The sequence below is a fragment of the Echinimonas agarilytica genome, assembly GCF_023703465.1.
Classification (GTDB): Bacteria; Pseudomonadota; Gammaproteobacteria; order Enterobacterales; family Neiellaceae; genus Echinimonas; species Echinimonas agarilytica.
The window spans coordinates 18,236-44,723 of sequence record NZ_JAMQGP010000010.1; the positions used below are offsets into that span (position 1 = coordinate 18,236).

Annotated in this window: 25 protein-coding genes; 14 read left to right on the top strand and 11 right to left on the bottom strand. The window is 46.2% G+C overall.

The features are described from left to right. The first annotated feature begins 136 nt into the window (after positions 1-136). Positions 137-1,069: a hypothetical protein gene (locus tag NAF29_RS16675; protein ID WP_251262767.1), complete on the top strand. Its 933-nt coding sequence runs from the start codon at positions 137-139 to the stop codon at positions 1,067-1,069. Between the two features lie 41 nt (positions 1,070-1,110). Here NAF29_RS16675 and NAF29_RS16680 read toward each other — a convergent pair whose 3' ends face one another. Then, entirely contained in the window at positions 1,111-2,496 is a 1,386-nt protein-coding gene (locus NAF29_RS16680) for a PhoH family protein (RefSeq protein WP_251262768.1), read from the bottom strand. A gap of 223 nt (positions 2,497-2,719) precedes the next feature. Between NAF29_RS16680 and rapA the strand changes: the two genes are divergently transcribed. The 4 genes from rapA to NAF29_RS16700 all read left to right on the top strand — a co-directional run bounded on the left by rapA (position 2,720) and on the right by NAF29_RS16700 (position 7,740). Then, positions 2,720-5,617 carry an RNA polymerase-associated protein RapA gene (gene rapA, locus NAF29_RS16685; protein WP_251262769.1) on the top strand — a complete coding sequence of 966 codons (2,898 nt, stop codon included), beginning with the start codon at positions 2,720-2,722 and terminating at the stop codon, positions 5,615-5,617. Continuing rightward, a complete protein-coding gene (locus tag NAF29_RS16690; protein ID WP_251262770.1) occupies positions 5,617-6,291 on the top strand; it encodes an RluA family pseudouridine synthase in 675 nt (224 codons plus the stop codon). Before rapA ends, NAF29_RS16690 begins: the two co-directional genes overlap by 1 nt. Positions 6,292-6,333: 42 nt before the next feature. Further along, entirely contained in the window at positions 6,334-7,140 is an 807-nt protein-coding gene (locus NAF29_RS16695; RefSeq protein WP_251262771.1) for a DUF3530 family protein, read from the top strand. 69 nt (positions 7,141-7,209) lie between these two features. Beyond that, positions 7,210-7,740 (top strand): outer membrane beta-barrel protein, encoded by a 531-nt coding sequence (locus NAF29_RS16700; protein WP_251262772.1) that lies wholly within the window; start codon positions 7,210-7,212, stop codon positions 7,738-7,740. On the opposite strand, the gene djlA is transcribed toward NAF29_RS16700, so the two are convergent. From djlA to NAF29_RS16715, 3 genes are read right to left on the bottom strand one after another with little or no spacing between them, the layout of a single operon-like run. Beyond that, a complete protein-coding gene (djlA, locus tag NAF29_RS16705; RefSeq protein ID WP_251262773.1) occupies positions 7,737-8,552 on the bottom strand; it encodes a co-chaperone DjlA in 816 nt (271 codons plus the stop codon). The genes NAF29_RS16700 and djlA overlap by 4 nt on opposite strands. Further along, on the bottom strand, positions 8,552-9,232 hold the full coding sequence (murU, locus tag NAF29_RS16710; protein WP_251262774.1) for an N-acetylmuramate alpha-1-phosphate uridylyltransferase MurU: 681 nt from the start codon (positions 9,230-9,232) through the stop codon (positions 8,552-8,554). The genes djlA and murU overlap by 1 nt, the downstream gene beginning before the upstream one ends. Continuing rightward, positions 9,229-10,248, bottom strand: coding sequence for an aminoglycoside phosphotransferase family protein (locus NAF29_RS16715; protein ID WP_251262775.1), 1,020 nt, complete (start codon positions 10,246-10,248; stop codon positions 9,229-9,231). Before NAF29_RS16715 ends, murU begins: the two co-directional genes overlap by 4 nt. A gap of 282 nt (positions 10,249-10,530) precedes the next feature. Between NAF29_RS16715 and lptD the strand changes: the two genes are divergently transcribed. The 7 genes from lptD (at position 10,531) to NAF29_RS16750 (ending at position 19,229) form a co-directional block, all read left to right on the top strand. Continuing rightward, complete coding sequence (gene lptD / locus NAF29_RS16720) at positions 10,531-12,678, top strand: LPS assembly protein LptD (protein ID WP_251262776.1); 2,148 nt, start codon at positions 10,531-10,533, stop codon at positions 12,676-12,678. A gap of 81 nt (positions 12,679-12,759) precedes the next feature. Next, positions 12,760-14,064: a peptidylprolyl isomerase SurA gene (gene surA, locus NAF29_RS16725; protein WP_251262777.1), complete on the top strand. Its 1,305-nt coding sequence runs from the start codon at positions 12,760-12,762 to the stop codon at positions 14,062-14,064. Next, entirely contained in the window at positions 14,065-15,072 is a 1,008-nt protein-coding gene (gene pdxA, locus NAF29_RS16730; RefSeq protein ID WP_251262778.1) for a 4-hydroxythreonine-4-phosphate dehydrogenase PdxA, read from the top strand. After that, positions 15,069-15,881 (top strand): 16S rRNA (adenine(1518)-N(6)/adenine(1519)-N(6))-dimethyltransferase RsmA, encoded by an 813-nt coding sequence (gene rsmA / locus NAF29_RS16735; RefSeq protein WP_251262779.1) that lies wholly within the window; start codon positions 15,069-15,071, stop codon positions 15,879-15,881. The genes pdxA and rsmA overlap by 4 nt, the downstream gene beginning before the upstream one ends. A gap of 11 nt (positions 15,882-15,892) precedes the next feature. Further along, complete coding sequence (gene apaG / locus NAF29_RS16740; RefSeq protein ID WP_251262780.1) at positions 15,893-16,273, top strand: Co2+/Mg2+ efflux protein ApaG; 381 nt, start codon at positions 15,893-15,895, stop codon at positions 16,271-16,273. A gap of 13 nt (positions 16,274-16,286) precedes the next feature. Next, positions 16,287-17,105 carry a symmetrical bis(5'-nucleosyl)-tetraphosphatase gene (locus tag NAF29_RS16745; RefSeq protein WP_251262781.1) on the top strand — a complete coding sequence of 273 codons (819 nt, stop codon included), beginning with the start codon at positions 16,287-16,289 and terminating at the stop codon, positions 17,103-17,105. 99 nt (positions 17,106-17,204) lie between these two features. After that, a complete protein-coding gene (locus NAF29_RS16750; RefSeq protein ID WP_251262782.1) occupies positions 17,205-19,229 on the top strand; it encodes a methyl-accepting chemotaxis protein in 2,025 nt (674 codons plus the stop codon). Positions 19,230-19,312: 83 nt separating this feature from the next. On the opposite strand, the gene NAF29_RS16755 is transcribed toward NAF29_RS16750, so the two are convergent. From NAF29_RS16755 to rplU, 7 genes are all read right to left on the bottom strand, one after another. Continuing rightward, on the bottom strand, positions 19,313-19,699 hold the full coding sequence (locus tag NAF29_RS16755; RefSeq protein WP_251262783.1) for a DUF3718 domain-containing protein: 387 nt from the start codon (positions 19,697-19,699) through the stop codon (positions 19,313-19,315). Positions 19,700-19,792: 93 nt separating this feature from the next. Further along, positions 19,793-20,287 (bottom strand): type 3 dihydrofolate reductase, encoded by a 495-nt coding sequence (folA, locus tag NAF29_RS16760; protein ID WP_251262784.1) that lies wholly within the window; start codon positions 20,285-20,287, stop codon positions 19,793-19,795. A gap of 12 nt (positions 20,288-20,299) precedes the next feature. Beyond that, complete coding sequence (locus NAF29_RS16765; protein ID WP_251262785.1) at positions 20,300-20,779, bottom strand: threonine/serine exporter family protein; 480 nt, start codon at positions 20,777-20,779, stop codon at positions 20,300-20,302. After that, positions 20,770-21,543 carry a threonine/serine exporter family protein gene (locus NAF29_RS16770; RefSeq protein WP_251262786.1) on the bottom strand — a complete coding sequence of 258 codons (774 nt, stop codon included), beginning with the start codon at positions 21,541-21,543 and terminating at the stop codon, positions 20,770-20,772. The genes NAF29_RS16765 and NAF29_RS16770 overlap by 10 nt, the downstream gene beginning before the upstream one ends. 35 nt (positions 21,544-21,578) lie before the next feature. Continuing rightward, positions 21,579-22,772 carry an Obg family GTPase CgtA gene (cgtA, locus tag NAF29_RS16775; protein WP_251262787.1) on the bottom strand — a complete coding sequence of 398 codons (1,194 nt, stop codon included), beginning with the start codon at positions 22,770-22,772 and terminating at the stop codon, positions 21,579-21,581. Between the two features lie 117 nt (positions 22,773-22,889). Continuing rightward, entirely contained in the window at positions 22,890-23,147 is a 258-nt protein-coding gene (gene rpmA, locus NAF29_RS16780) for a 50S ribosomal protein L27 (RefSeq protein WP_251262788.1), read from the bottom strand. Between the two features lie 17 nt (positions 23,148-23,164). After that, positions 23,165-23,476, bottom strand: a complete 312-nt coding sequence (gene rplU / locus NAF29_RS16785) for a 50S ribosomal protein L21 (protein WP_251262789.1) — start codon at positions 23,474-23,476, stop codon at positions 23,165-23,167. A 238-nt stretch (positions 23,477-23,714) separates the two neighbouring features. Here rplU and ispB point away from each other — a divergent pair, with 238 nt between their 5' ends. Next, the gene (ispB, locus tag NAF29_RS16790) at positions 23,715-24,686 is read left to right on the top strand and encodes an octaprenyl diphosphate synthase (protein ID WP_251262888.1); all 972 of its coding nucleotides are present in this window, start codon (positions 23,715-23,717) and stop codon (positions 24,684-24,686) included. Positions 24,687-25,110: 424 nt separating this feature from the next. Continuing rightward, on the top strand, positions 25,111-26,484 hold the full coding sequence (locus NAF29_RS16795) for an RICIN domain-containing protein (RefSeq protein ID WP_251262790.1): 1,374 nt from the start codon (positions 25,111-25,113) through the stop codon (positions 26,482-26,484). The last annotated feature ends 4 nt before the right edge of the window (positions 26,485-26,488 follow it).

The window sequence follows — 26,488 nt, forward strand, 5'->3', positions numbered from 1 at the left end:
TTACTCCAACCTTTACCTCTGCTCTACCTCATTCTTTCTAAAGGATTTAGTCCAATATCGCATTCCCCCCCAAATAACTTGGAAAATGCAGGCAAAGATATAAGCTAAAGACTTCAGCAACGATCTTAAGACTATTATGCGGTTCATCATTGCCTTCATTATGTGCACAGTCGGTTCATTGGCATTTGCCAACAATGAATCGCAAGTCGAGTTCAATAAAATTCAACAAGGCGACCAAACCTTATTGAGCTTTGTGTGGCGTGATAGTAAGCACGCTGAACATTACATAAAGGCCTCGATCAACACGCAAACTTTGGTTGGAGCAAGCCGCGTTCATAAACGCTTTAGACCCCGCCACCTGAATCAACATTTGGCGCGACAAGTGAAATTCGCCGAAACAAAGCTCCCCTCTGATGTAAAATTACGCTTGGTGCATTCAGGTTTTCAGTATCACGTTCATGTGTCAGGAAACAAAACACAAGCAGTTGCGGAGACGGTGCAAAACCTCGACGCTCATTTACGACAAACGGAGCAGGAATATTTAGCACAACGACACCTGGTGATAGCAGCCGGATATTACGGTGGAATCGACGTCATTCCGGATTACAAATTTTATACGCATGCCAATATTTCACCCATGATGCCGTTTATTAATGCTTTTCGGGATCAAATTAGAATGCTTCCTCCGCACTTAGCCATTGAGCGGGTTGCAAGCTTTGTTCAAAGTATTCCAGTCAAGCCTGCAACCGGCGATATCACCAATTACGATCCGCCTTTGACAGTATTGTTAGAAGACAGAGCCGACGCCCATTCTAAGGCCACGCTTGCAGCAAGCATTATTCGAGGTGTCTATCCGACGCGCCCTTTAGCGCTCATCCATTTGACCGACCATGCGTTAATTGGTGTGCAAATAAACTATCCAGTAGACGGAAGATTGGTGAATGACAATGGCGCGCAATGGCTAGTTGCCGAAGTATCAACACCTGAGCAAATGCCTATAGGGAAAGTCATGAAACACACAGAGCGAGAGCTCTCGGCTCAAGCCATGAGAATCATTACAATCCCATGACCTGAGCACATGATGCGACTTTGAATAAAGTCACGTTGAGGTTATAGCTTTTCTTCTGCAAATGAAGCTAAACGACTCCGAACAACACCATTGAGATAAACGTGAGCACTGCCTTCAAATGAGCGAAAACGCTCAGCAATGTAGGTTAATCCTGATGTCACTGGCGTCAAATAATTGCTATCAATTTGCGATAGATTTCCCGAGCACACTATCTTGGTACCTTCACCACAGCGGGTAATAATTGTTTTCAATTGCGACGCTGTTAAGTTCTGGCACTCATCTAATAAGACCAAGGCATTTTGAATGCTTCGGCCACGCATAAAGTTCACCGATTTAAACTGAATATTTGCTTTATCCATGATGTACTCCATCGACCCATCGGGCGATTCATCATGGCGGTGTAAGACCTCTAGCGTATCTGTAATAGCCGCCAACCAAGGCGCCATTTTCTCTTCTTCCGTTCCTGGTAGGAAGCCGATTGACTCAGCAATTTCAGGTGTATTCCGTGTCACAATGACCTTCGAATAAATCCCTTTTTCAACCACCAATTCAAGCGCAGCCGCCAGCGCAAGAAGCGTTTTACCGCACCCTGCAGGGCCTGTCAGTACGACCAGATCCAAACTTGGATCGAGCAGCGCATCCAACGCTAAGCCTTGATAAATATTTTTTGGATGAACCCCCCAAGCTTGACGCGCCATGAGACGCTCGCGCCCTAAATCATGCAAGGTGACTTTGTGATCGCTACTGGCCACTACGCGCGCAGCAAACTGATCGGTCTCATCAAGTATGTATTCATTAGGAAATGCCTGAGGAAGCAAGGCGTCAGATACAAGGTGAAATGTATCACGACCTTCTTGGAAGCTTTCACAATCCCCCACATCATCCCAAAAAGAATGATCGAGTTCTCGAAAACCTTTAGACATCATACTGACATCTGAGATCAGTTGGTCAGTCCGATAATCTTCAACATGCTGCATGCCGGCACCTTTGGCCTTCAACCTCATGTTGATATCTTTGGTTACCAACACCACCATTTGCTCGGCATGACTGCGCTGCAAATAAAGAGCTGTGTTAATGATTTTGTTGTCGTTGTTATTTTGCGCCGGTAAGAAGCCAGTGTCTTCTGGCAACGCATGGTCTGGATAAATAGATATATGCCCAGAAACTGCATCATCTCCTGCTTTTTTGAGTAACACGCCCGCTAATATTTCTTCTGGGGTAGCGTCCCTTAACGCATCATCAATAGCACGTATCGCAATACGTGCGTCACGACTAACATCCTTGCGGCGGTCTTTGATGTGGTCAAGTTCTTCTAAAACAGTCATCGGAATGATGACGTCATGTTCCTGAAAGGAATAGATAGCGAGAGGTTCGTGCAATAGTACATTGGTATCGAGAATGTAGACTTTCTTGTCGTTCTGACCCATAGGCACTCCCATTGTCAGTGAAGTGAAACCTCGCGAGACCCGACTGGCCTCAAGTTCTAGACTAAACTTAGATTCAACATAATGAAAGCGCTTTGTTCACTGAATTTTACGACTGTTAATTAGAACTCGATTTATCACCGATTAATGTTGGTTTTGATGGTGCTTAACGTCGTAAAATCAGCTACTATTCGCGCCCTTTTAAAAGTCCACACAGGTCCATTATATGTCCCATGCTATCGGTCAGCGTTGGCTCAGTGATAACGAGTCAGAGCTTGGTATAGGAATCTTAACTGCGCTGGATGCGCGAACTATCACACTGTATTTTCCCGCAACCGAAGAGCGTCGTGTGTATAGCATCAAAGATGCCCCTATAACCCGTTTAGCATTTGCCGTGAACGACACGGTATCGCACGTAGAAGACTGGCAGCTCAAAATTACTGAGCTCAAAGAAAACAACGGTGTGATTTACTATATTGGAGACCGTGTTGATACTGGCGAAACTACCTTGTTGGTTGAAACAGAATTAAGCCCAAACATTGTGGTCAACCAACCCCAAGATCGCTTGTTTGCAGGTCAGCTCGACCGCATGGAGCAATTCAATTTACGCCACCAATGTCTCCAAAATCGTGCGCGCCTGCAAAGCTCGCCAATTCGAGGTTTAAACGGCGCGCGCATTGGTTTAATCCCCCACCAGCTTCACATCGCCAAAGAGGCAGGCCAACGTTTTGCCCCTCGCTTATTACTGGCCGATGAAGTCGGCTTAGGTAAAACCATTGAAGCTGGGTTGATTTTGCATCAACAGCTGTTAACCGAACGTGCTCAACGCGTGTTAATTTTGGTGCCTGAGTCTTTGCAGCATCAATGGTTGGTTGAACTGCTGCGCCGCTTCAATATTCAAGTGGCTTTGTTCGACGAAGCACGCATACAAGAGTCTCTCGATGAAGCGTTAAACCCATTTGAATCTGCTCAGATTGTATTGTGCAGCCAGCGGTTAATGAACAAGCGCAAAATTCACGACGCCGCGGTAGAGGCAGAGTGGGACTTATTGGTGGTAGACGAAGCGCACCACTTAACGTGGGAAGACGGCAAGCCCGGACGAAATTATCAACAAGTTGCACAACTCGCCGAGCAAACGCCAGGACTATTATTGCTCACCGCAACCCCCGACCAGCTCGGCCACGAAGGCCATTTTGCTCGTCTGCGCTTACTCGATCCAAATCGTTTTCACGATTATCAAAGCTTTGTGGCTGAAGAGAATAGCTACCGAGACGTTGCTGACGCTGCCAATGCATTGTTAGATGAGCAAGCACTCACACAAGCGCAACTCACCCTGTTAAATGAACTCATCAGCGAAAATGACATTGAACCCTTGTTGCGCTGCATTCAAGATGACTCTGTCAACGCTGACCAACGTCAAAGCGCGAAAGATGAGCTTTTGGAATTATTGCTCGATCGCCATGGCACCAGCCGAGTGCTGTTCCGCAATACACGCGCAGCCGTCAAAGGGTTCCCTAAACGCAACTTAACCTCATACGCGTTAGAAATGCCAGCCGCCTATAAAACTGCGATGAAGCTTATGGGGAGCTCCGAACCACAAGAGCGCCTCATTCAACTACTCACCCCAGAAACCTGTTACGGTGAAATTGAAGGCAGCTCTGAAGCATGGCTGAACATTGATCCTCGTGTGGATTGGCTACTCAACAAGCTCGCGGAACTCAAACCCCATAAAGTGTTGCTGATCTGCTCTCAAAAACGCACCGTACTGCAATTGGCAGAAACCATGCGCGAACGCACCGGCATGCATGTTTCAACTTTCCATGAAGACATGAGTATTGTTGAGCGTGATCGCGCTGCCGCTCACTTTGCAGACGAATATGACGGCACCCAAGTACTACTGTGCTCAGAAATTGGCTCCGAAGGTCGAAACTTCCAATTCGCCCATCACTTAGTGCTATTTGATTTGCCGTTAAACCCGGACTTGCTCGAACAGCGCATTGGCCGCCTTGACCGTATTGGTCAACGTCACGACATTAACATTCATGTGCCATGCCTCACTGACAGCGCTCAAATCCGCCTACTCGACTGGCTCCACCAAGGCCTGAATGCGCTGGAAAGCACGCTGAGTATCGGCAAGAAAATCTTTGATGAGTTTGAGCAATCATTGGTGGAAGGTTTGCTGATGAATTTGGATTCCGAGCACTGGGAACAACTCATTCATCAAACCAAAACTCGTCGCATGGAATTGATTGCCGAGCTAGAAAAAGGCCGTGACCGACTGCTTGAATTGGGCAGTTGTGGCCAAAAAGAAGCCGAGCAATTAATCTCTGACATTGCCGCTCAAGATGATGAAACCGAGTTACCGCAATTCATGCTCAAACTATGGGATGTGTACGGCGTCAATCAGGATGAAAAAGGCGAGAAATGTATTGCTCTGATGCCCACTGAAGGCATGTTGGGAGCTGAACTCCCGGGCCTACCGGACGATGGAGCCACCATTACTTTTGACCGTACCACCGCACTCAGCCGTGAAGACGTTCAATTCTTAAGTTGGGATCACCCTATGGTAGCCGGTGCAGTCGATGCCATTCTCGGCACTCCTACCGGCTCAACCAACGTTGCCATTATTAAGAATCGAGGATTGCCGAATGGCAGCTACATGCTGCAATTGCTCTACACATTGCAAGTGAGTGCACCTGGCTCTTTACAACTGGGACGTTTCTTGTCATCACAGACTATTCGTATCTTGCTGGATAAAACCGGCAATGATTTAGCTGACAAAGTTTCATTCGAACAGCTAGCGCCGCAATTGAGTCCAATTGGTCGCCACACCGGTACTAAACTGGTTGCTGCATTGCGCCAATTTTTACCCGACTTGATACTCAATGGTGAAGCCAAAGCGACGGTGCAAAGTAACGCGATGACCGCGCAAGCATTAACCAAAGCAGATCAATATTTTCGCCATGAAATTGATCGCTTAACCGCGCTTAAGGCCGTGAACCCCAGTGTACGCGACGAAGAGATTGAATTTTTAGAACAACAAGCTATTCAAGCTCAAGCGGCTCTAAGTCAAGCTCAATTGCGAATTGAAGGCGTGCAGCTCATCGTGGTTAATCATAGCTAATGAGCTTTGTTTACCGCCCCCCAACTGAACCTTATCTGAAGGTTCTGTACCACGACGACGACATCGTCGTGGTTGACAAACCCAGCGGATTGCTATCGGTGCCGGGGCGTTTACCTGAGCATCAAGATAGTTTAATGCTTAGGATCCTCCGGGTTTTTCCCAGCGCAGTTGTGATTCATCGTTTAGACATGTCTACCTCGGGTTTAATGGTATTGGCATTGAATCGCCCAGCGATGAGCAATCTCGCTCGGCAATTCCAAGAACGCACCGTTGGGAAGACTTACACCGCGTGGGTACATGGCTCGGTTGGAAACGATGGTGGGTTGGTGGATCAACCTTTGATTTGTGATTGGCCTAATCGTCCCAAGCAAATGGTCTGCTACGAACATGGTAAATCCGCGCAGACGCTTTGGAAGGTGCAAAAACGTAACGCCAACCAAACTTTAGTGACACTCTACCCGATTACCGGTCGTTCACACCAATTGCGCGTTCACATGCTGTATTTGGGACACGTTATCTTAGGCGACCAGCTCTATGCGAGAGGCAATGCACTAACGGGCGCATCACGATTGCAACTGCATGCTACCACCATTCAGTTTACGCATCCGACTACTGCGCAAACTGTCAGTTTTGACAGCCCAGCAGAACACGCGCTAGAGTTCCTAAATCCATAGATAAACGATACTTCTTCATTGTTTACATCTTATCGGGACCACATGAACATTCTGACCTTTAAAACACTGCTGCTTGTCGTGTTCGCTTTCACCACCGTTCAGTTAAGCGCACAAGACCAACCTCCTGCGCTCCCTGACGGTTGGCCCGCCAATGTGCGGCAAGATTTGCAACAATTAACCACAAAGTCAGCCGATCCTTTCGCAATTTTATTAAAGCGGTCAGAACGAATAAAAGTGCGGGGAACCGCCATTTTGGTGCCAGAGGCAGGCAAACTCGCAATTTCTCCAGACAACATGATGTTTCTTCGGTCATCTCTGGCTGAACTAGGTTGGGACACGATTGTCATCACGCCCCCTACATGGCCAGAGGGTGCTCTTACCGCTCCCGCCAGCGAAGACACCAATGAACTTGCAACAGCCTGGGAGCTTTACCAATCACAGCTGCAAATGACCCTAGAAGCCACATTAGAATACGCGGCACAATTTCCAGGTTCGAAAATGATCGTTGCCGAAGGGACGTCAGCCGCAAGCCTTGTTTCACTCTATGTGAATGGCAAACTGGAGGCTCCAGAAGCATTAGTTGTGCTGTCACCCTATTTACCCGATCCAGCCCTGAATTTTGAGTTATCGAGCTGGTTTGGTACGTCCGAATATCCGCTGATGGATATTTACACACCGTTTGATAATCGCTGGGCAAAAGCCACCATCAAACCCCGAGCAACCGCAGCACGCAAACGACTGCGCGAAGACTATCGTCAAAGTACAATGAATATCGTTCCGCCCAATCAAGGCAGCCAACTTTGGCTCACACGACAAATTCATGGTTGGATTGATCATTTAGGTTGGTAAAAGATCAAAATCTGTATCTATACTTAGGGTCTGACTCGAATTTTGAGTCATTCAGGGGATACATAATTGATGAGAATAATAACTGTAGTTTGCGCGTTACTAGCCGCGGGTATGTCTCCGATATTACTCGCCGCTGATGAGGCGGACGCTGATGCCACTCAAGATCTTTTGCCCACCACTCGGTTTTTAAGCCCAGAGGGCACGCTTGGTTATTGGAAACTCGCAGCATCTGGACAGTTCCAAGTCTCTGAAAATGTGTCCGTTGAAGTCGATTACCTCAATTACGATCCCTTAAGCGCATTTACCAACGCAACGTCCAATGCTGAGTCAAATGCCCTAAATGTTCGCGGAGCCTATGAATTCACACCACATTGGCAAGGTTTTGTACAAGTGGGCGGCGGTGTTTATTTAATGCGAGATCCAAATACCGCGCTGCCGTTGCAAAATTCAACGGATTCCAGTGTCAGCTATGGTGGCGGTGTTCGTTATAAGTTTACGAATGGCATCTACTTTGAAGGGGTTGTGCAAGTCGCGAGCCCCGCAGTTGAAGATACACCTGCCGATTTAGGCCCGCAAATGTCTGTAGGTTATCGGTTTTAACGCTGGGATTTAATAAGCTCGTACGCAGCTTGAATATCCTGTGTTTTTTCTTTTGCCATCGTCAGCGCCTCTTCCGGAACCCCTTTCGCCATCAGTTTATCTGGATGGTGCTGCGCCATTAACTTGCGGTACGCTTTCTTAATGACGGTCATATCATCGGTTGATTGAACACCTAAGATTCGATAGGCCTCAGAAAGTTGGCGATTTCGATCGTGCGGTGTCGCGCCTTTGGCATGCTGCTTAAATTTCTGCTCCGCCTGCCACATGGAAAACAATTGATCGAGAGAGCTTCGTGCAAATCCTAATTCGTCAGCAATGGTATAAAGAATTTGCTGTTCTCGGGTGTGTAATTCACCATCGGCAAATGCAGCTTGAAGCTGAATTTCTAAAAACACCTGCATCACATCGTGACGTCCGAAACATGCTTCTTTAAATTCCCGAAGCCTGTCTCGTAGTGGAAAACCTGCCACACGCCCTTCACGATGGGCCTCTTGCATCTCTTTACGGCGTTCGCCTTTGAGCCCCATTCGATCCATGATTGCAGATGCCACTGCAATATCGGCCTGAGTCACCTGCCCGCTGGCTTTTGCCATGTGGCCCATCACCGCATAGGAGGTGTACAGGAACACCATGTGGTTAGTTAACTGAGCACTGTTCTGATTAAACATGCCACCAAAGCCGCCACGCTGAGAAAATTCACGAGACATGCCTCGGTCAAATAAATGACCTATCCATAGTCCAAGTAGGGCACCAAATATATTGCCCAGCATAAGGCCAAAGCCGAAGCCCAAAACCTTTCCCCAATACGGCATTAGGAAGCTCCTAACTGTTCATTCAGTTGTTGAAGTCGCTCTGGTGTGCCCACGTCACACCATTGTCCATGATAGATCTCAGCAGAAATGAGTTGCTGCTCCATCGCCCGATAAAGTAATGGGGCGAGCGGCGCTCTTTCAACTGATAATTGTGCAAATAACTTGGGTGAATACAAGCCTATTCCCGAATAGGTAAAGCTTATTTGACCATCTATTTTATGACTTAATACACCATTGTGAACAACAAAGTCACCGTTCGGATTGTGCTCTGGATTCGGGATCATCACAAGCTTTGCCAATGTCGACAATTCTAACGACTGCAGCGCCCCAAAATCAAAGTCGCTCCAAACATCACCATTAACCAACAAAAACGGTTCATCACCCAGCAAAGGAAGTGCTTTCACAATACCACCTGCGGTTTCAAGTGCCCCCTCAGTTTCGGCCGAATAATGAATGCTTACTCCATACTGACTTCCATCACCCAAAGCTTCTACTATTTTAGAGCCGAGGTAGGCATGGTTTATCACTATAATTTCAATACCTAAACGAGCAAGTCGTTCAATGTGCCAAACAATCAGAGGCTTATGATTCACCTCAAGCAAAGGTTTGGGCAGATGATCGGTTAAAGGCCGCATACGTTCACCACGGCCTGCGGCTAAAATCATCGCCGTACGGATCATCCTTTGGCCTCCCAGGCGGGCATCACTCGATGTTCAATAAACTCGGCCAGTGCGACGGTGTCGGCATGGCGCTTTGAGAATTTGGCAATGTAAGACAACGTTAATGGGATGTCGTTGAGGTAGCCGGTTTTGCCATCTCGATGGCACAAACGACAAAAAATACCACTGGCTTTAACGTGGCGCTGAATGCCCATCAAATCAAACCAACGTCTCAGTTGTTCGGGGTCGGGCGCTAGAAACACTCCTTGGGCCACAGCTTTGCGCGCCCACTCAAACAACATTTCATCTACCCATTGATCGGGCCATTCGATATAGCAGTCTCGAAGTAGCGACACTACATCGTAGGTCACAGCCCCATAAACAGCGTCTTGGAAGTCGATAATGCCGACCTCATCGCCTTCAAGCAACATGATATTTCGAGCATGATAATCACGATGCACGCCAGTTTGCGGCTGGCTTAACGCATTATCTATCAAGGCATCAAAAGTCCATTCGAGCATCGTTTGTTCAGCATCGCTCAACTCAAGCTGCAAATGAGTGCCCAACAACCAATCGGTGAATAAGGCATTTTCGCGCTGAAGATGAGCCCTGTTGAAAGCTGGCAACTGCCCCTTGCAAGTTTGAGTAACGCTGGCAATGGCAATGAGTTCATCTAGCGAGCGCCCATAAAGCTCAGTGCAGTTTGATGAATTGACTTCAGCAAGTAGCAACCGGTCACCAAAATCCTCTAAACACATAAACCCTGCATCAGCATCCTCTGCCAGCACGTTCGGAACCCGAACACCCGCTTTGCGATAGGCTGCTGCAACTTGTAAAAACAACTCACAGTTTTCATGGGGCGCAGGCGCGTCCACGGCTATCGCACTTTGAGAATGATTCAAAACACGAAAGTATCGTCTAAAGCTTGCGTCACCCGACACCAACTCCAGACAGATATCTGAATTTGATAGGGCTTGACGAAGCCATGTTGTTAACGCCATTTGGCGGTGATGTAGATCAGAACTGGAAGAACCCAAGGAGACATCCATAGCAGTCAGGACTAAGATGAATTATGATTGTTCGCAACAGTAACAGCTAATCAGTTCATAACTCAACTACAGCTGCAGATTAGGGATGTCATCTTGATCACTCGGAGTATCTTTTTAGGGGCGCTGACCATATCAGCTTTGCCTGCTTTCGCCTCTATTGAAGCGCCAACAAAAAACACTCACGTTAAGCTGAGTGCATGTCAAAATACGGAAAACATCTCGCCCGTCACTGCCTCTCAGCGGTACGCAGATCAGGCGAGTGAGACTCCAATGCCACTCACTATTTCTGCCGATAAAGCCGCAGGCGAACACAATACGCGGTTAGAGTTCACTGGCGATGTGAGTGTCACACAGGGCACAAAGTCGCTCACAGCCCAACAAGCTATTTTAAATCAAGACCAAAGCCAATTAGATGCATCGGGTGACGTTCACTACGAAGATCCAATTTTTATGGTCGACTCAGATGGCCTTAATGCCAATGCTGAAACCGGCGTGGTTGAAATGACGAATTCAACCTATTCCATGAAAACGGACGGTAGCCGAGGCAAAGCCAAAACATTAAAAATTGTTCAGCGTGAACAAAAGTTCATTTTGAAAGACGGCACGTTTACCACCTGCCCAGAAGGCGATGACAGCTGGTTGATGGAAGCCGACGAAATTGAACTAGACGGTGAATCAGAATGGGGGGAGGCCCATAGTTCCACCATTCGTTTAATGGGTGTACCTGTTTTATGGGTACCGTATATGACATTTCCTATTTCCGACAAACGTAAAACGGGTTTGTTATTTCCAACTATTTCCAATAGCAGCACTAATGGCTTGGATTTAAGCCAACCCTATTACTGGAACTTCAGAGAAGACGCTGACGCCACATTCACACCGCGTTACATGGCCAACCGAGGCACTCAAATTTCTACTGAAGTGCGTTACCTTCGTGAAGAACAATACAATCAGCTCAATTTTGAATTCCTGGGCTCAGATAAAGAGTTAGCCAATTCGGATGACCGCTACCTGACCCATTGGTTGCACCAAGGGAAATTTACCGAAAATTGGCGCAGCTTCGTCGAATATACGCATGTTTCTGATGATAACTATTTTAACGATTTAGGGAGTGATGTCGGTAACGAGACTGATAACCGTCTTGAACGAACCGCTCAGCTCACATATGTTTCAGAATCTTTTGATTCCAACTTAACCGTTACCGATTTTGAAGTGTTTGGTAACACTTCAGATGTATACCGACAGCTGCCTCGAATCGACTTTACCTACCGTGTTCCTTACTTGTCAGATGTAATCGACATGGATATCTACGCTGAAGCCACACGTTTTGATCATCAAGATGACGATCAAGTTACTGCCAATCGTTACCATATTGAACCGTCTATTCGCTATGGTGTCCACAAGCCGTCTAATTCGTTTGAATTAGAGGCGAAACTATACCAAAGTTATTATGATCAAGACGACCCAAGCGATACCCTCGACTCGTCCGTGTCTCGCACAATTCCTTCATTCCGTGCCTATGGGCAATTAAACTTTGAGCGAAGCACCAGCTGGTTTGGCTCTCGCTTTACACAAACATTAGAGCCCAAAGCTCAATATCTTTACATCGATTACGAAAACCAAGACGAGATTGGCGTTTATGACACCGTAGCCATGCGAGATGACGTTTATTCGCTATTCCGCGATCGCCGCTTTAGTAGCATCGACCGCATTTCAGATGCCAACCAACTGACTTTAGGCGTTACTACGCGCATGCTCAACGAACAAAATCAGGAAACATTCAATTTAAGCATGGGGCAGATTATTTACTTATCTGATAGTGAGATGCTTGAAGATTTAAGTGGAATAGAATCAGAGAACGCTTCAGCCTTTGCCATGTCAATGGATGCTTATATGGGCGATTTTGACGTTCGTGCCGAATATCAATATGACTTTGAACGTGACATGACTCAAACATCGAGCCTTTTATTGAACTACTCACCCAGCGCTCGCAAGCTTGCACAAGTTAGTTATCACTATTCACCCGAGCCTATCGTATTTGGACGTTCTTTTGATGTCGAGCCTGAAACTCGGGAGATTAACCAACTCGGTTTAGTGGCGAGCTGGCCTATCAGCGAAAAATACCAGTTAGTCGGCACCCACTATCGCGATACAGACCTTGGACGTTCAATTGAATCACTGGTAGGAATCCAATACCAATCATGTTGTTGGGCGATTCGGCTGGTATACCAACGTAATCTCAATACCAACTTCCCAGATGATGGCGACAGCTTTAGAGAGCGCGAAGCCTACGATGCAGGGATTGCAATTCAATTTGAAATTAAAGGATTTGGCGGTTCATCAGATATGAGCGGTCATCAATCTATGATCGATAAGTCACTGTTTGGCTATCGTCGTAATTACTATCTGAACAACTAAAGAGATTGTGATAATCTCTCAGGCTGTTTGCCAAGTCGCGCCCTGAAGGGTTTCGCACAACGTTTGAAGTAGACACATACGATGAAAAAAACACTTGTCACCATTTTGGCAGGATATGTACTTGCCCTTTCGTCTTCCATTCCAGCAATGGCAGCTCCTGAACTCATGGACCGCGTCGTGGTTCGAGTGAACAATGCTGTTGTTTTAGAAAGCGAAGTCGATCGCATGCTCGAAGACGTAAAACAACGAGCGCTCATGGCAGGGCAATCGTTACCTCGCGATTTAGTGCTCAGAACTCAAATTACAGAGCGTTTGATTAATCGCCAACTGCAAATGTCCACGGCTGAAAGAATGGGTTTACGTATTTCTGACGCCCAGTTAGACCAAACCATCGCCAATATTGCACGCCAAGACAACATGACGGTTGAACAAATGCGTGCAACGATTGAAAGAGGCGGCATGAGCTTTCAGCAATACCGTGAAGACCTCCGAGAAGAGCTCGTGATCGGTGATGTCACGCGCATTGCGGTCAGAAACCGCATTAATGTCTCGCCTCAAGAAATTGATGCATTGGCAGACATGCTGCAGGAACAGAGCGAAACCAACCGAGAAATCAATTTCGGCCACATTATGGTTTCTGTTGATGCCGAAGCAAGTAAGCAAGAAATTGAAGATGCCCAAAAACGCATCGATAAAATCTTGGATTTACTGCAAGAAGGGGCAGATTTCCGTCGCCAAGCCACCGCATCATCACAAGGCCCCAAGGCACTTGAAGGGGGTGATTGGGGCTGGATGAACATTAACGAAGCTCCAACTATTTTCTCTGAACCACTGCAAACAGCAGAAGTGGGTGAGCTTATCGGGCCAATCAGAAGCCCTGTTGGTTTTCATATTTTAACTGTATTTGAAGAACGCGGTGCCGAAGTTGTTGAGTCTTTAGAAGTCAATGCTCGCCATATTTTGCTACAGCCCTCAATTATTTTGAGCGAAACCAAAGCTAAATCGATGCTGACAGAATTCAGTAAGCAACTCCAAGCTGACGATTCTAAATTTGCTGAATTGGCCGAAGAATATTCCGAAGATCCAGGTTCTGCCGCGCAAGGCGGTGATTTAGGCTGGGGTAACCCAGACATGTATGTTCCTGAATTTAGCACCATGCTCAAAACAATGGAGATCGGCGCAGTCAGCGAACCATTCCGCACCTCACATGGCTGGCATATCGTTCAGTTGTTGGATAAGCGAACGCAAGATGCAACTAAAGATCGCTGGCGTGATCAGGCTTATCAGATGATTACAAACCGTAAATTCAATGAAGAATCTGCACTTTGGTTAGCCGAAATGCGAGAAACAGCATACATCGACGTACTCGATGAAGAGCAAGAATAAATGACCTTGAGAATTGCAATTACACCGGGCGAGCCTGCTGGTATTGGCCCAGACTTAGTCATTAAACTTGCTCAAAGAGATTGGCCAGTGCAGCTGGTTGTCTGCGCCAATGTCGACTTGTTACAACAGCGAGCGGAGATCTTAGGTCTGCCGCTCAGTATTGTTCATTATGATTCAAGCATGCCTGTTTCTGCATCAAAAGCTGGAACCATGGTCGTTGCCAATCACGCAATGTCGGCGCAGGCCGTATGCGGCCAATTAAATCCAGACAATGGGAATTACGTACTCGATACATTGCTCACGGCTATCAATGGCAATATGAGCGGTGAATTTTGTGCTGTGGTTACAGGCCCTGTGCATAAAGGTGTTATTAACGATGCGGGCGTCTCGTTCAGCGGCCACACAGAGTTTTTTGCCCAACATGCGAATACACCAGACGTTGTGATGATGCTTGCCACTGAAGGATTACGTGTTGCACTGGTGACCACACATATTCCCTTGGCTTACGTATCAAAGGCCATCACGCCTTTGCGTGTTGAAAACATGATTCGAATTTTGCATCACGATTTAAAAGACAAATTCGCGATCGATGATCCCACCATTTACGTATGCGGGTTAAACCCCCATGCAGGCGAAGACGGTCACTTAGGCACAGAAGAAATTACCACCATTAACCCCGTGCTTGAGCAACTCAGAGCAGAAGGTATGACACTAGAGGGCTGCTTACCAGCAGATACTCTGTTCCAACCCAAATACCTTGAAAAAGCCGATGCCGTGTTAGCCATGTACCACGACCAAGGTCTACCGGTACTCAAAGCAAAGGGGTTTGGCGCCTCAATGAACATCACTTTGGGTTTGCCGTTCATCAGAACATCTGTTGATCACGGCACGGCACTAGAGCTAGCGGGTACAGGGCAAGCAGAAGTAGGTAGCTTTGTGGTGGCATTGAGCGAGGCGATTGCCATGGCTACCGCTCGTCAGAAAAAAGGCTTAGGAGTTCCAGCATGAGTAGTCGTTCGCATTTAGGCCACACGGCTCGTAAACGCTTTGGCCAAAACTTCTTAACAGATGAAGACGTGATTGACGGCATTGTCAGAGCAATCTCTCCTCAAAGCGGCGACACACTGGTCGAAATTGGCCCGGGCCTAGGTGCATTAACTGAACCTGTGGCAGAAGAAGCCGATCATCTGCATGTTATTGAATTAGATAGAGACCTAGCCAAACGCTTGCGTCATCACCCTTTTATTGCCAACAAACTCACCGTTCATGAAGGCGATGCTCTCAAGTTCGATTTTCATCAACTAGTTGAAGACGGCAAAAAAATCAAAGTGTTTGGCAACTTGCCATATAACGTTTCGACGCCGTTGATTTTCCATCTTTTAAGTTACCAAGGCGTTATCGAAAACATGCACTTTATGCTTCAAAAAGAAGTCGTTGAGCGCATGGCTTCAGGGCCAGGCAATAAAACGTACGGCCGGTTGTCGGTCATGACGCAGTACTATTGCAAAGCAATTCCAGTGTTGGAAGTGCCCCCCACAGCATTTAAGCCCGCTCCGCAGGTTGATAGCGCAGTGATTCGCCTTATCCCAACACCGCCTCAATGGCCTGCTGATGATATCCGCTGGCTGGAGAAGGTTGTCGCTGAAGCTTTTAATCAGCGCCGTAAAACACTTCGTAATTGCTTGAAGCGCATGATCAATGCCGAAGCTTTAGAAACGCTTAATGTTGATGCAAGCCTTCGTCCAGAAGCCGTCTCACTTGAGCAGTTTGTCCAAATTGCCAATTACGTTGCTGCGCATCCACCCGAGCAAAACTAGGAGGCTAAACAGTGGCTAACCTTAGCTCTACCATTTCAATTGAGGTTGATGTGAATTATTTGGCACATCAATCTATTCCAGAAAAAGAACACTTCCTGTTCGCCTACACTATTACCATTACCAACAATGGTGAAGTGCCTGCAAAACTGCTCACTCGGCATTGGAATATCACCAATGGTAATGGCGATGTGAGCTCGGTTAGTGGTCCAGGAGTCGTTGGTAAACAACCTCACTTGTCATCAGGTGAACATTTTACCTACACCAGCAGTGCGGTGCTTGAAACAGCCGTCGGCAGTATGCATGGCCATTACTCGTTTCAGACTGAAAATGGCAACGTATTCGATGTTGATATTCCAGCATTCCGGCTTGCTAGCCCCAACGCATTGCATTAGGTCATAGACTCTCGTGGCGCTCTATATTGTTGGAGATATTCAAGGCTGCCTTGATGAACTTCAATTGCTTCTCGAACGCGTTAAGTTTAGTGATTCCGATACGCTATGGCTGTGTGGGGACTTAGTTGCTCGCGGCCCTCGTTCACTCGACACGCTGCGATGGGTTAAACAACACAAAAATACCAAAACAGTGCTCGGCAACCACGACCTTCACTTACTCGCCGTCAGCGAAGGCATACACCCTGTCAAGGTCAAAGACCGTACAGCTCCAATTTTTGAAGCGCAAGATCGAGCAGAACTATTGACCTGGCTCCGTCAACAACCTTTGCTGTTAACTCACTCTCACTACCCGATCATTATGTCGCATGCGGGTATATATCCCGAATGGACACTTGAACAAGCGGCATTTCTTGCTGCAGAAGTCGAGCAGAAACTTTCAAGTGATCGCTACTTATCATTATTAACAAGTATGTATGGTAATCATCCCAACGTCTGGCATGATGACTTAGTCGGTTGTGAGCGAGATCGCTTCATCATCAATGCTTTCACTCGGATGCGTTTTTGCTACCCGGATGGAAAATTAGATTTTGATGCTAAAGAAAATCCTCAACAGACCGTTAACAATTTGTTGCCATGGTATATTTTGCGGCAGCAAAGGTTCCCCAATGAAACAGCAACTAAATTATTTGGTCATTGGGCAGCGTTGATGGGTAAAACAAATAGCCCTGACTATGTTGCACTCGATACAGGTTGTGTTTGGGGTAACCACATGAGTCTTTTGCATTGGGAGGCGCAACAGACTGTAACGCAGAATGCACTGCCAAAGATATGAACAAAAGAGCCCAACGCTAGCAATCACAAGGGCCATCAGGTAGCGTGCATTAAGCTTTTAACATTTATTTTACCAATCTTCAGTCAGGAAGGTCATATCATGAAGTTATCTGTAGCAATGCGGGTAATACTAGGCTTCTCGGTTATTACAGCCTTACTATTATTTAGCGGTGCAAGCTCATTACTTAGTCTCAACACCGTCAATGAGTCGCAACAACGCGTCAATCAAGTCGCAGTTCCCACCCTCAGTGCAGTGAATAAATTACAACTTCAACTGGTCAGCAGTGATCTGGCACTGTTGTCTGCGTATTACCAAGATCAACAACAAGCGCTCACTGAAGAATCGAATATCTACCAAGCTTCAGCTCAGCAAGTTATTGAAGCCTTTAATACTCTCGATCAACAAACTAAGTCGGCCGCTAAGTTCAACAGTAAATTGAACCCGATTCGCGCGAACTTAGAAAAATTTCAGTCGGACGCAAACCGCTCTTTAAAACTACGTAAAGATAGTTTGATTGCTCGTGACGACTCTATTGATGCCATTGATGATTTGTCAGACGCTGCGGATGATGCCAGCGGATACTTGCTTGACCTGATCGATTATGGCGAATCTTCAGAAAACGTAAACGATGCTCAGGTTGCATCATTTGCCAATACGCTTGAAATCAAAGTCATGGCATTGCTCACCACGAGTCAAGACATTCTGACGATGACGCAACTTAAACAAGTTGAAGTGGCGAAGGAAGAACTAGACTTTACCTCTCGCTCAATGACCCAAGGTCTCGATTTCATCAAATCAAAGGTCGACTTCTTTGAAGAACCTGAACTGATCGAAGATGCTGTTGAAGGCATTGAAGCCGTGCTAGAGTCACTCGAAGGCAATCAATCTATTCTGAGCCTGCATACCACCAAAATCACCTCCCAACAACAAGCAAAACAACAGCTAGCGGTTGTGAAACAAGAGTCTGAACAGTTGATCCACGAGCTCGATCAACTCACGCACGATATCCACGCTTTTAGTGAAGAAGCTCAAAAGCAAGTTGCGCAAGAAGTGACTGACGGAAATCAATTGAATACGATCGTTATGATTATTTCTGTGATTTTTGCCAGCACCATTGCATTCTTCGTTGTGCGCAGCATCGTGCGTCCTTTAAATGAAGTAAACAGCATGCTCAATGTAATGGCCAGCGGAGACCTCACTCAGCGTTTGGAAGAGCATAAAAATGATGAGTTTGGGATTCTTTCTCACAACGTAAATGTACTCATCGATAACCTACGCGATCTGATCAATGGTATTGTTGAGCGCTCCACACAACTGGGCGCAGCGTCGGAACAAACATCCTCAATTACAGAGCAATCAACGGTATCTATTCAGCAACAAAAGAGTGAAGTCGAACAAGTTGCAGCAGCAACAACACAGATGAACAGTTCGGCTCAACAAGTTGTGAATAGTGCCAACGATACGCTGTCTGCCATTAAACATGCAGACGATGAAGCTGAACATGTAAAAGAACTCGCCTCGAATACACGTAGCAATATGATGTCACTTGCAAATGAAGTTGAGCACGCATCTGGCGTAATTAATAAATTACATGAAGACAGCACCAGCATTAGCTCTATTCTTGATGTCATTCGGGGGATTGCCGAACAAACCAACTTGCTTGCGCTTAACGCTGCCATTGAGGCTGCACGAGCAGGCGAACAAGGCCGCGGCTTTGCGGTAGTGGCTGACGAAGTCCGCTCTTTGGCAAGTCGGACTCAGCAATCCACGCAAGAAATCAACACAATGATTGAGCAACTACAAACTGGAGCACAGCAAGCTGTTGCAGCTATGACTCAAGGTCAAGAAAAAGCCGATCAGTGTGTGCAACAAGTTGAGGAGTCGACAAATGCGCTGCAAGCCATTACTGACTCTGTTCACCACGCCCATGACATTAGTAATCAGATCAACCATGCCGCAAGCGAGCAGACGGACGTCACTGCGCAAATCAGTGAACGACTCGAGCAGATTGTATCCATTGCCGAAGAAAACGCTGTAGGCGCCAAACAAACCGCAGAAGCAAGCCAGCAAGTAGCTGCGTTATCTGAGGAGCTGAAAAACTCGATTGAACGATTTTCAGTTTGATGTGCTTTGCACCGCATAAAAAAACCGCGCAGATGCGCGGTTTTTTATGCTTTCGGCTCTAATACTAATAAAGCCGAAACGACTTAATTGATTCGGTCATTAATCGCAGCAACAATTGGGCTATCACCCTTGCCGTTTGCCGCAGCCCATTCCAGAACAGTAGCACCGTCTGATTCAGGCTGAGTTAACTGTTTTTTCGAGACTTTTTTAACAATAAATTCGCCAGCTTCAACTGCATCTTTTGACATTGCAAAACGCAATAAACTCAAGTTATTGCATTGGAAGTCTGAATAGATATCTCGAAGCCTGATTTCTGCGTTTTTCAATGTTTTACGCACACGGTTTTTATCATTCTGAGCTGTATAGTTGCACAAGCTTGTTAAAACTTGATCGCCCCCTACTGCGTTAACCGAAAAAACGGGGGCAGCAAGAAGAGCGGTTAATACATACGCAGTAGCTCTTATATTCATTATTTATAACTCCTGAGCTTTTCGTAATAGTTAGATAGCGCATGCATTATAACCAAATGAATATAAAAAACGATGGTATAACGTCAGGTTTTTTTACAATTCCCTAGCTTTTCTTAACCAATGTGTAAAATCACAGGAATATTGGTTCTTTTCATCCTTTAAGTGACGTTCAGTTGACACCTGTTTAAAACTTGACGGTAATTCAGGGAAAAAAGCATCCCCTTCTGGCTCTGCATCGATAAAAGTTAAATGCAGGTCCGTCGCCATGGGCAGAAAGTGCACATATATTTGTCCACCTCCGATGATCATAACTTCCTCCACATCAGGCACAGCTTGAATGGCAGCTTCTGGCGTAGTCACCACTTCAACTCCCTCAACCTGATACTGAGCATCTCGAGTAATCACGATATTTTTTCGGCCGGGCAAGGGACGCCCAATGGATTCAAATGTTTTGCGCCCCATAATCACGGGCTTTCCCATCGTCACGCTTTTAAAGTGTTTGAGGTCAGCAGGCATGTGCCAAGGCATTTGATTGTTTTTGCCAATGACTCGATTACGAGCCATTGCAGCGATCATGGCAATTCGCATGATAAGTTCCAGTTATACGACAGGCTTAGCACGATAGAATAACAATCTAGGTGCGGCAATTCCAAGCGCTAAACACATTAGAATAAACACGGTTTTCAAACCAAGTCTTAATACATCGGTCATTAAAGCGGGATCAAAATGATTGTGTAGATTCATCTCCATCAACCCCACCATTGCACCAAAAGCAAATTTACCAGGGATCATTGGGATCACCGCAGCCACTGCAAATACTTGAACAGGTGCTAGGAATTTACGCGACCAATACATGGCTAAGCAGCCCACTACGGAGGCTGCAGCTAACGATGCAATCTCTATTGGAAAATCCAACAGTTGCATCGCAATAATTCGAGTTCCATAGCCCATTGCTCCGGCTATACCGCAATACTTTAAAAAACGAATAGGAACATTAAACAACACGGCAAAACCAACAGCAGGAACCACAGCCACCAACATCGGCAGCAACAACGACAGTACAACCCAGTTTAAATCCATGACCAAACCCCTGTAAGCGTCATCGCCAACATAATGCCCGCTCCTGTTGCCATAATAAGCATGGTTGCAAAGGTCCAACGCGCAAGCGCAACGCTAATATGACCTTCAACGGCATCACTCACAGCATTGATCGATGGCAAGCCAGGAACCAACATCAATACCGTTGCAGCCATTGCGATGCGTGGATGTTCCCCCCATTCAAATAGAACCCCGAGAGACGCAACTGAAGTACTCACAAAGGCCGTGACTGCAAAGTTAATTAATGGGTTAATATGATGCTTTGCAAAGCTTTGGCGCACCACCATGCCAACTAAACTCGCAGTAAAGGTAACGGCACATTCCTGCAGTCCACCGCCAAACAAATAACAAAAACATGCACAGCTTAGCGCAACCACAAAAGTGACCAACCAGCGGTTGTATTTACGAGGTTTATCGCTGAGTAATCGAAGGCGTTTTTCAACCATATAGGTATCGGCCACGCCTCGCTCGACCATTTCGGTTAAACCTACAACGTCACACACAACTTTAAGGTTGATCCCGCGATCAACGACGCGACGGACTTTCGTCAGAAACTTCTTTTGACTCACAGAGCTAATGACAATATTGTTGGCCGATATAGCGATATCGGCCCAATCAGCACCAAGAGCGGTGCAAAGGCGGTGGGTGGTGGTTTCTACCAGCTCGGTATCAGCACCATGTTGAAGCATGAGCTGACCAGCCCACAGTGCCAATCTGACAATATTCTGGTGGGCCGATTCATCCATTTATTCGCTCCTAATTGAGGGAGATGACGTCGAATTTACTTTTGATAGATAATTTCAACGCCGTGATCATCATCGTCGTCCCAATCATCGTCGTCATCATCGCCTTCATACTCATCATTCCAATCATCGGCGCTTTCCACTTCTTCCATTTGCTGCTTGTGATGATCATCCCACTGAAATTCAACTTCTTCTCTGATTTCTGCGGTTTCTTCTAAGTCACGAGGCATTTGTTCAAGCAGCTCACCAATGGCTTGAGCCAATTCTAATGTACCTTTGCGCTCTGATGCCGAGATCTTGAAGATTGGGCCATCCCATTCCAATGCCTCGGTCACACTCTCGATGACTTCGTCCAGCTCATCTTCGAGCATCAAATCGGACTTATTGAAAATCAACCACCGAGGCTTGTCAGCAAGCTCTGGGCTGTGAGCATGAAGTTCGTTGATAATAGTGATTGCATTTTCAGCCGGATCGCTCAAGTCGGCAGGCATGACATCCACCATATGCAACAAAATACGACAACGTTCCAAATGTTTTAGGAACTGAACGCCAAGTCCAGCACCTTCACTTGCGCCTTCAATCAGACCTGGAATGTCTGCAATAACAAAGCTACTGGCAGAACCCAGTCTAACCACACCTAGGTTCGGTACCAAGGTTGTAAAAGGATAATCGGCAACTTTTGGTTTGGCTGATGATACAGAGCGAATAAAGGTAGACTTACCGGCGTTAGGTAATCCTAGAAGTCCCACATCTGCGAGCAACATAAGCTCAAGCAATACGTGGCGGCTTTCGCCCGGTGTCCCATTGGTTTTATGTCGTGGCGCACGGTTTGTACTGCTCTTAAAGCGTGCGTTACCAAGCCCATGAAAACCAGACTTGGCCACTAGAATTTTTTGTTCGTGACGCGTTAAATCACCCACAATTTCGTTGGTGTCTTCATCACGAATACGTGTGCCTACAGGCACATAAAGCACTAAATCATCACCACGTCGTCCGGTACAGTCTCGGCTTTGGCCATTTTCGCCATGTTGTGCTTGGAATGAACGCTCAAACTGATAGTCGATCAGTGTATTCAAGTTTTCATCGGCCTGAAGGTACAAATCACCGCCATCGCCCCCGTCGCCGCCATCTGGGCCGCCACGTGGAATATATTTTTCACGACGGAAACTCACGATACCATTGCCGCCTTTACCGGCTTCAACAAAGATTCGTGCTTCATCAACAAATTTCATGATGTGGGTGCCTACCGTTCAAACTGATACTTATATTTTAGCCGTATTATACGGCTCCAGAAAACAAAAAGCCCCGCCTTAATCGGCAGGGCTTTTAAAACTCAAAGAAAGTCAGAATCAGGCAGCAACTACGCTGATGTATTTACGATTCTTAGGACCTTTAACTTCAAATTTTACAACGCCGTCCGATGTAGCGAACAACGTGTGGTCTTTACCAAGACCTACATTGTTACCAGCATGGAACTTAGTGCCGCGTTGACGAACAAGAATGTTACCAGCAAGAACTGCTTGGCCACCATAGCGTTTCACACCAAGGCGTTTACTTTCCGAATCGCGGCCGTTACGGGTACTACCGCCAGCTTTTTTATGTGCCATTAGATATTACTCCTTAATTAACCGCTGATCGCTGTGATCTTCACTTCAGTGAACCACTGACGATGACCAGCTTGCGAACGTGAGTGCTTACGTCGGCGGAACTTAACAATCTTGACCTTAGGGCCACGACCGTGAGTTACCACTTCCGCTTGAATTTTACCGCCTTCAACGAATGGTGCGCCAACTGTAACGTTTTCGCCATTCGCAACTAACAGGACTTTGTCGAATTCAACGGCTGAGCCGGTTTCGACGTCCAGCTTTTCCAGGCGGACGGTTTGGCCTTCTGCAACTCGGTGCTGTTTACCGCCACTTTGAAAAACCGCGTACATATTTCTTATACTCCGAAAATTTCAGCATCTTTTTGAGGCAAGATACGAGAGCCTTAAAGCTTTAGGGCGCGTATTCTATTCAAAACGACACTCAGACGCAAGCGACAACCCACTTCAAATGAATATTTTTTAACCATCTAACAAATGTTTTCAGTTTCAAACTGTCACAAGTTAGCATTTATGCGTAAACTCCACACAACTTCAAAGAACCTAAGTGACTCAAATCTCGGCAGGTCTCATGCAACTTGAGCAAATTAAACAACTCACAAACGACGATATGAACTCCGTCAATCAATTGATTGGCGAGCAGCTTAGTTCAGATGTCGCACTTATTAACCAGCTCGGTTTATACATCGTTAGTGCCGGCGGCAAACGTCTTCGTCCACTGTTAACCGTATTAGCGGCTAGAGCGTTAGGTTATGACGGCAAACAACACATTGCTCTTGCAACCCTGATTGAATTTATTCACACCGCAACGCTATTGCATGATGACGTCGTTGACGAATCCACCATGCGTCGAGGTCGCGAAACAGCCAATGCATTGTTTGGCAATCAGGCTAGTGTGTTGGTAGGAGACTTCCTTTACACCCGTTCGTTTCAAATGATGGTTGGCATTGGTGAAATGAAAGTACTCGAAGTACTCTCCGATGCCACCAATGTCATCGCTGAAGGTGAAGTACTTCAACTGATGAATGTTAATGATGCAGATGTGTCTGAAGAAAGCTACTTTGAAGTCATCTATTGCAAAACTGCCAAATTATTTGAAGCGGCGACCCGCTTAGCAGCGGTGGTAAGCGGCCAAAGCGAAGCGGTTGAACAAGCAATGCTAGCCTATGGACGCCATTTAGGTACGGCATTTCAATTGATTGATGACCTATTAGATTACAGCGCCGATGCTGAGACCATGGGCAAAAATGCCGGAGACGACCTCGCTGAAGGCAAACCCACGCTCCCCTTATTGCATGCGATGCATCATGGCAATGATGAAGAATCAGCACTCATCCGCGAAGCGATCGAACAAGCAAACGGCTTACCTCATTTGCAACGTATTCAAGCGACTATGGAGCGTGTTGGTTCGCTCGATTACACACGTCAAAAAGCTGAAGAGGAAGCTGACAAAGCCATTGCGGCATTGAACTTTATGCCCGACTCGGACTACAAGGCGGCTTTAGTAGGACTGGCGCATTTATCAGTGGAACGAAATCACTAAAAGCATCAAAGCAGTCATCATGATATGACTGCTTTTCATTACCCCTCACACGATTCCAAAGCGAACTGAATGCCCTTTATTCGCGCTTCAAACCGTTCAAAACACCTTTCAATTTTTAATTCCATACAAAAAATAGTGATATTTCATAATCCATTCCCATCTCACTGATGAACATGAAAGCTTTATCTATAAACAATAAAAATACGTTAAAACAATGATTTAAATTACTCGTTAAATATTCACCTGCCTATAAAACAACCGACACACTAAAAACCCAAAGAATAAAAATAAAATTACGTAACGCAGGACGGGATCACAAAAATTGCACCCCCCCCCATCGACCAATGTTAATTGTTAACTAAATCTCATTTAGAAATCTAAAGTTATGGAATTGTAAAAAAGCAACATACAGAGAGCACATACAATGACATTTAAAACAACTAAAACAGTAATACTAGCAGGCGCATTGAGCCTATCATTCGCGGCAACAGCAGCAGATTGGGATAATATCCCTTTGCCGGTTAGCCCTGGCAATAATATGGAATGGGAACTTCAAGAAAACTATTCCGATTCATTTAACTACACGGGCAAACCAAACAGCTTTACAAGTAAATGGAACGACACTTATTTTAACGGTTGGACAGGCCCTGGTCTAACCTACTGGCAGCAATCTGAAAGCTGGGTAGCCGATGGTAACTTGATTATTGGCGCTTCTAGACGCGCGGGTACCAATCAAGTGAACGCGGGCGTGGTTACGTCAAAAACAAAAGTTAAATACCCCATTTTTTTGGAGGCTCGGATCAAGGTAAGCAACCTAGAGTTGTCCTCTAATTTTTGGCTACTGAGTGAAAATGACGAGCGCGAAATCGATGTGCTCGAAGTTTACGGCGGCGCGAATGACGATTGGTTTGCTCGCAATATGTCGACTAACTTCCACGTTTTCATGCGCAATGCTGACAATTCAATTAGAAGCGACTTTAACGATCAAACTCACAACACTCCGCCTTGGGGTACTTACTGGCGCGATGGATTTCATCGATTTGCCGTGTACTGGAAAAGTCCTACTGAAGTCACCTTCTACATTAATGGCCAAGAAACGCCGAATGGCTCGTGGGCTGAAGTTGTCATGAAGGACAAAGACTACACCGGCGCAATTCTTGACAAAAACACCTACAACATGGATGAAGAATCTTTCATCATTATTGATACAGAAGACCACTCGTGGCGCTCTGAAGCTGGCATTGTCGCATCTGATGCAGATCTGGCTAACAACAGCAAAAACAAAATGTACGTTGATTGGATCCGAGTCTACAAACCTGTTAGCACATCAGGCGGTGACAATGGCACGCCTGACACGGGTGACATCACGGCTCCAACGAGCAATACCAATGTGCAATTGGTTCACAGCAACCTTTGTTTAGATGTTGCAGGTGGCGCCATGTGGAATGGCAGTAATTACCAGCAGTGGGTTTGTAATACTGGCAACCAAAATCAACGCTTTAAATTCAATTCACTGGGCAATGGCGAGTACGCAATTAGCTCTCAGAAGAGTCAACTATGTATGGAGCTCGCTTCTGGCAGCTCAGCCGACGGCGCAGTAATTCAACAGTGGGTCTGTAACTATGCAGATCAAAAGCAACGCTGGACCTTATTCGACAAAGGCAGCAACACCTTTGAAATTCGCAATAAGCAAAGCGGTAAGTGCATGGAAGTAAGAAACAATTCCGGCGCAAATGGTGGTGTGATTCAACAATCATCATGTGACGGTGGAAACAATCAACGTTTTAGATTTATCTAAGCTC